This window comes from uncultured Nostoc sp., assembly GCF_964245575.1.
Taxonomy (GTDB): domain Bacteria; phylum Cyanobacteriota; class Cyanobacteriia; order Cyanobacteriales; family Nostocaceae; genus Nostoc.
In genome coordinates this window covers 1-5,974 of record NZ_CAXTNP010000378.1, presented here as the reverse complement: position 1 = coordinate 5,974, position 5,974 = coordinate 1, and the positions used below count along the sequence as shown (strand labels likewise).

General features: G+C 43.5%; 4 protein-coding genes and 1 pseudogene. 2 read left to right on the top strand and 3 right to left on the bottom strand.

Features of this window, described 5'->3' with window-relative positions:
• Positions 1 to 65: 65 nt before the first annotated feature.
• Complete coding sequence (locus ACFFAP_RS34825; RefSeq protein ID WP_375515488.1) at positions 66 to 1,877, top strand: hypothetical protein; 1,812 nt, start codon at positions 66 to 68, stop codon at positions 1,875 to 1,877.
• A 100-nt stretch (positions 1,878 to 1,977) separates the two neighbouring features.
• On the opposite strand, the gene ACFFAP_RS34820 is transcribed toward ACFFAP_RS34825, so the two are convergent.
• Complete coding sequence (locus ACFFAP_RS34820; protein WP_375515487.1) at positions 1,978 to 2,445, bottom strand: AAC(3)-I family aminoglycoside N-acetyltransferase; 468 nt, start codon at positions 2,443 to 2,445, stop codon at positions 1,978 to 1,980.
• Positions 2,446 to 3,496: 1,051 nt separating this feature from the next.
• Complete coding sequence (locus tag ACFFAP_RS34815) at positions 3,497 to 4,081, bottom strand: TetR/AcrR family transcriptional regulator (protein WP_375515486.1); 585 nt, start codon at positions 4,079 to 4,081, stop codon at positions 3,497 to 3,499.
• Positions 4,082 to 4,216: 135 nt separating this feature from the next.
• Here ACFFAP_RS34815 and ACFFAP_RS34810 point away from each other — a divergent pair, with 135 nt between their 5' ends.
• Positions 4,217 to 4,720, top strand: a complete 504-nt coding sequence (locus tag ACFFAP_RS34810; RefSeq protein ID WP_375515485.1) for a GNAT family N-acetyltransferase — start codon at positions 4,217 to 4,219, stop codon at positions 4,718 to 4,720.
• Between the two features lie 317 nt (positions 4,721 to 5,037).
• Here ACFFAP_RS34810 and ACFFAP_RS34805 read toward each other — a convergent pair.
• Positions 5,038 to 5,907: pseudogene (locus ACFFAP_RS34805) on the bottom strand (RNA polymerase sigma factor, RpoD/SigA family).
• Positions 5,908 to 5,974 lie beyond the last annotated feature (67 nt).

Genomic DNA, 5,974 nt, shown 5'->3' with positions numbered 1-5,974 from the left:
ATAACTTTATCCTGGAAGCTCTATTCTATGCAGCTTCATATTAAATCGGTATAAGAGAAAAGAACATGCAGCAACAAATACCAATGCTAGGAACCAAAGAAACGGCACTTTTACGTGACGATTACCCCAGCATTGAGTATTTGGAAGCTGGGAATACCGCCTCTTGGTTACAAGAGCGTCAAGACCAGTTATTAGTCCGCGCCAAAGATGAGCGTAATGGCATGAATCTTGCTAAGTTCATTACTTTAGCGACGGCGGCCACTGGTGCAGTTTGCTATGCCACTTCCCCACTTGCTCCGATCGGTGCAATGGTTGCAGGGGTGGGATACTTATGGTCTATTGTGCAAGACCTCAACGATACCCATCAATTTGCACCAATTCCTTTTATACGTGGTGACTTTTTTGAGTTCCTCTCGGTAATGGGTGATAGTGTTGCCAGAGACGAATACAATGCTTATAAAAATGAACTGGCTGACTTGATGCTGCATCTGGAGCCAATGTCTAAGTATGAGTTTGCCATGCTCAAGCAATCATCTCATGTGGTGTGTGAATACTTGAGCGCCGTTGAGCCAGGAAAAAAATTTTACGCTTACCGTTGGTTACTTGATTGGTTTATTCAGCTACGTGGGCAGTTTCCCACCCGTGAGCAATTGTCTGGGCATTTAGCGCAAGTGACAATTGACCCGCGAGTTAACTACCAACAAGTAACAGTTATTCAGGAGGCGATACAACCGCAAAATCTTGGTATCCCACAAGCTCGATTTGCTCAATTACCAAATCCTTTAGTGGGAGCAAGGTTTGAAGAGGAAACGGGGCACTTTGCTGGGAGCTTCGGGGAAATTTCTCCCATGCAAAGTGCCTCTTCCCCTTCAGTCAATACCGAAATCTCCACTTACACCTCAAAGCAAGAGACTGAATATGACTTAATCGCTCATATTGCTAAAAAAGTTACCAATATGCTGTGGGTTGGTGTCCCTGGTTCTGGCAAAGGTATCACCATTAGCAATGCAATCGATGCTATCAAGCGGCTGCATCCTAACATACACATTTTTTATATTGACCCCAAAGGTGACGAGAAAGAAACTGGATATTTTTTTGGTCGTGTTGATACTTTTAAACGGGCTAAAATCCTAGAAATGTCTCCAACCGAAGCAGTCTTATGGGTCAAAGAATGCTTTAGCGAATTTCAAAATATTTCTGGCTCCAAGCTGATTATTTTAGATGAAGGTACGGCTGTTTGTTCCAAATTTAAAAATACCAAGGGTGAAATTGGCTGGCTCAAAGACAAAATCATCTCTTACTGTTCTTGCGGTGATAGTTCCGGTTGGCATTTCTGGATTGTCGTGCAGAACCCTCACACTGATGACTTAGGAATTTCTGGCGGACTGCGATCGCAGTTAACTTCAGTGGCGTTAGTTCATCCTGATAATGTCCCGGCTTACAACGCCATGATTGCTACACAGTTAATCCCCAGCGATCGCAAGATTACTTCAACCCAAGTCATGGAGATTGCCGCACAATCACCAGTTGGTCGAGCGGTTTATTACGGGGGTGTTAATCAATGGTTCCCTATGCCACAGTTAAAAAACTTCTCTGGCTATGACCGGGATACCAAACAGTTTGTTAATTCTGCACCCAGCGAGCAACATTCTTCTTACGCCGAAGCTAGTTCTTCTGGTAGTGTACCACTTACGCAAGCTCAACAGATGTTGGCACTGTTAGAGAAAACAAAAGCTAATTCAATTAATGAGTTTATCCAAAGCGAATTAAAATTAGACGGAGTTCCACCAGATTTAATCCGCTTAGGAATCGAAAGATTACTCCAAAATTCACATCTTAAGTACAAATTCGACAGTTGGAATAGTAATCAAAACTGAAATGCTGTCATTCATAAAAGTTTAAGGCACAAAAACTATGCACGAATTAATCAACTACCTAACTCAAATCAATCATACCTAGCCACTACTCAGATAGGCATTAGGCATTGTCATTGCCGCTATTAACTGCTATGTCGAAATGCAATACGTCTTCGCGATCGCCCAGCTTTGTATAAAGTTTAATGGCTGGATCGTCACCGATATCCGCCTGGACGAAAATGACATAAGCTCCAGATGCTGCTGCTACTTCCTTCAGCTTCTGAATTAATGCCGTTGCGATCCCCTGCCGTCGGTGTGCAGCGGCAACAGCTAAATCGTAGATGTAAATCTCGCTGCGCTCCTGCTCGAACTTTTTAAGCTCGTAGGCAGTGAGACCGCCAACGACCTCACCTTCTTTCAATGCGGCGATCGCAATGAAGTAGTCACTATCGAGCAGTTGTCGCAGATAGTCTGCACTAGGCGGATTTCTATATGTCTCCACCTCATCGAACGCCTCACTAAAGGTCGCTAATAGAGCTTCCATTAATGCAACGTCCTCCGGCACAATCTGTTGAATGCTTAAGTTCATTGGTATTTCCTAAGCTATATTCCTGCTCCCCGGCTAAATCCTGCTCGTTCATACCATATCAGACGAAAGGGCTAAACCCAAAAATCAGTTGATTATCCTTTGCTGCTATGGCTGTCTTTGGGGCGCAGTTATCGGAATTGCAACGTTGTTTATTAAGCCCAGTGTGACTGTGGCGGCGATGACTTTAGGTTTTACTGCCGGGGTGTCTGGGAAATTGTTGGTTCAAAAAGGGGATTGAAATTATACCTATAACTCTAAGTGGATCGCCGATGAGTGTACACTATTTGCTGGAAACCTCTAATGGTAAATATGATACTCAGTAAATCGACTTTCTCCGTAAGTACTTTTACACGCTACCTGCGGTCGTTAACTCCTATAATCGCATCTCAAGAATTATTTCTAATCAACTGTAACAAGATAGACTCAAGACTTTGTAATGCTGCGTTTGTGGTGCGTTGATGTTCTTCACGCATTACGCTGATATTGTTCATGGCTATCACGTAACTCAAGTAACACATCATCCAAAATGGCACTACGACCCAGAACACGGTCAACGTTACTAGTAAGCTCTCTCATTTCTTGGCTTAGTTCATCCAATTGCGTCTGGGTATTAGCTTGTCTAATAGTTAAATTGTCTAATTGTTCTTGTGTACTAGGAAAGTCTTTCAGCCAACCCCAAGATTATTTGTTCAATACGGTCTATTCTGTTAGGGAAGTATTCGGGTGTGTCAGTCATTTTCAAGAGTGTTGAACTTCTACAATTTTACTTTCTCGTTTGATTCAACGTTCTCAAACTTTGATAACAGGGGTTAGGACTTTGGTCTTCGCGCACCCTTCCACATTGGTGATCGCTTAAAGCTCTTTTACCCAATTTATAACAGTCGTATGATAACGAAGCGTAAAGCCAACTTTTAGAGAGGCAACGCCTTTCCTGCGGAACGCTACGCGAACGGCATGGCAACTCTTAGAGACGCACTCGCGTTCGCTTAGAGCGATTCCGCGAACGTCTACACTTTTCTTACCCGTTCTATTGCGCGAAAGCCAGAACTGTTCAAGATGATGCGATTAAACCATTGATATGTCGTAGCACAAGATATTTTTGTTGATCTGCGGAGAACTGCTCAGGACAAATGACAACACTAGTGCCAATCCCATCCACTAGGGCAATGAGTGCATTGGCTTCGAGGGTTAAATCAAGATCGGCTCGAATCAGCAAGGCTTTTTGTAAGTCAGCTAACTCTTGACAAATAATCTGCCGTAAAAAGTCATAGCGTTTTTGGTGTTCTTGAACAAGGCGATCGCGCCCAATAGAATAGCCCAAAAATGCCACCCAAACCTTCCAATCAGCTTTGTCAATGTCCTCCAGAGGTAGAGCCACAAAAATCATCTGTGCTAGTCTGTCAATTCCTTGTCGTCCCTCGGCACAGGTTTTCATATCCTCTAGAACGTTTTCAAACACCTGTTCCAGGGCAAATAGGATAAGTTCTTCTTTGTCTCGAAAGTAATGGGTAACAACCCCGGTCGAAGAGCCAAGTTCTTGCGCGATCGCTCGCATACTGGCACGATCCAATCCTTCACGGACAATCACCCGCCATGCCGCTTTAGTTACTTCAATACGGCGAGCGTCATAACTCATAGCTCTCCTCGGTTTATAGCAACATGAAACAAGTCTCTTGACATCTTATCACAACAGTTGTTATGTTTTGATCGACATAACAACTGTTGTGATATTTATTCCAAAGGCTAACCTGTTTTACACACGGAGTTCGCAATGATTCGACTGACCATGCCCGATGATACAACTGCGCTGATTGCCTTAGCCGAAGCAACCGGATTGTTCCAACCAAACCAACTTGAGGAGCTTGGCGAAATGTTGTCCGATTACTTCGGTGGTAGCAGCGACAGCGATTCTCTACTAGACGGCAAAGCTGAACGCTTTTGGATTACCGACGATGACAATGGGGCGGTTGGGGTCGCTTACTGTGAGATGGAACGGATGACTGATCAGACGTGGAATCTACAGTTGATTGCTATCCGACCCGACCGCCAAGGACAAGGACGTGGTGCGACCCTGCTACGCTACGTTGAGCAAACATTGATGAGACGCGGTGAGCGTGTACTACTGGTGGAAACGTCAGGTACGCCGGACTTCGAGCGCACGCGAGCGTTCTACCGCAAGTGCGGTTATGAAGAAGAAGCACGGATACGCGATTTTTATCAAGCGGGCGCTGACAAAATCGTTTACCGCAAGGCGCTGTCCGCTCAGGAGCAGTAAGCGCCTGCTTGATGCAACTGCTGTCATTGTTGTCGCAAAGCGATCGCACCTGGGCAATCCAATATTTACTTTCTCGCTTCGCTGACCCAAGTCTTGATCGGGGTTTCAGTACTTAGAGTGAAAAGTCAGGGTGACAATAGGGGCGATTTCCCATTGCAAAACTATGTTTAAAAAATTACTTTTCCTCTCCCTTTCTCAAGCTTTTAGCTAATTGATTAAAATCAGGATCTGGAGATACCAATTATTCCAAAGTCTTATCCAATGTAGAACTCACTTTTCAGTTAATTAGTCCCTAAAACATCATCTTTTAGTATCCTTCAGGAAACTAAATACTGTTGAATTTCAGTTTTTTGACGACGTAGAACAGTGATTGCTTGCTGCTGAATTTTGCGAACTCGTTCTCTACTGACATTCAATTTCTCTCCAATCTGAGCTAAAGTTAGTTCTTGATCGTTCTCTAACCCAAAACGCAAAATTAATACTTCACGTTGCGTCGGTTTGAGTGATTCTAATAAACTATTTATGTCTTGGCGTAAAAGTTCTTTGGTGATATGTTCGTCTGGAGATATGCCCTCATCTGGTAAAAGTTGGCTAAGTTCTGTGTCTTGGTTATCTCCAATCTTTACATCTAGAGAAATTGGCTGCTTTGAACTGCTGAGAAAATCCCTAATCTGGCTTGGTTGTAGGTCTAAAGTTTCAGCAATTTCTACAACACTGGCTGGACGACCCAGTGTCTGAAATAATTCTCGCTGTACAATCTTTTATTTTATTGAGTTGTTCGGTGATATGAATTGGCAAGCGTACAGTACGGGATTTCTCTGCGATTGCCCGTGTGATTGACTGCGTAATCCACCAGTATACGTAGGTGGAAAGCTTATAGCCGCGATTGGGGTCAAATTTTTCTACACCCCTTTGTAAACCTATTGCCCCTTCTTGCAGCAAATCTAAGAATTTCAGATTGCGCTTAGTATATTTTTTGGCAATCGAAACCACCAGACGCAAGTTTGCTGTCACCATTTTTTGTTTGGCTCTAGACCTTGATTTTGTATTTGAGCTATTTCCAATTCACTTTTGTCAATATCAACAGCTAATTCGACCATTGTTGGCTCTCTAACTAGTTGTTGGGTGAGTTCATTTTTTCTTTGCTCAATTGCCATGATTTGCTGTACCTGCTTCCCATAAGCAATTTCTTGGTCTGCGGGATTCGTGACAAGTTAAGGAAAAGCAGGATTTGTCAAGGGGAGAGGAAATGGA

Coding starts and splice junctions, on each gene's coding strand:
- ACFFAP_RS34825 (WP_375515488.1), top strand. CDS start 66: ATGCAGCAACAAATACCAATGCTAGGAACCAAAGAAACGGCACTTTTA.
- ACFFAP_RS34820 (WP_375515487.1), bottom strand. CDS start 2,445: ATGAACTTAAGCATTCAACAGATTGTGCCGGAGGACGTTGCATTAATG.
- ACFFAP_RS34815 (WP_375515486.1), bottom strand. CDS start 4,081: ATGAGTTATGACGCTCGCCGTATTGAAGTAACTAAAGCGGCATGGCGG.
- ACFFAP_RS34810 (WP_375515485.1), top strand. CDS start 4,217: ATGATTCGACTGACCATGCCCGATGATACAACTGCGCTGATTGCCTTA.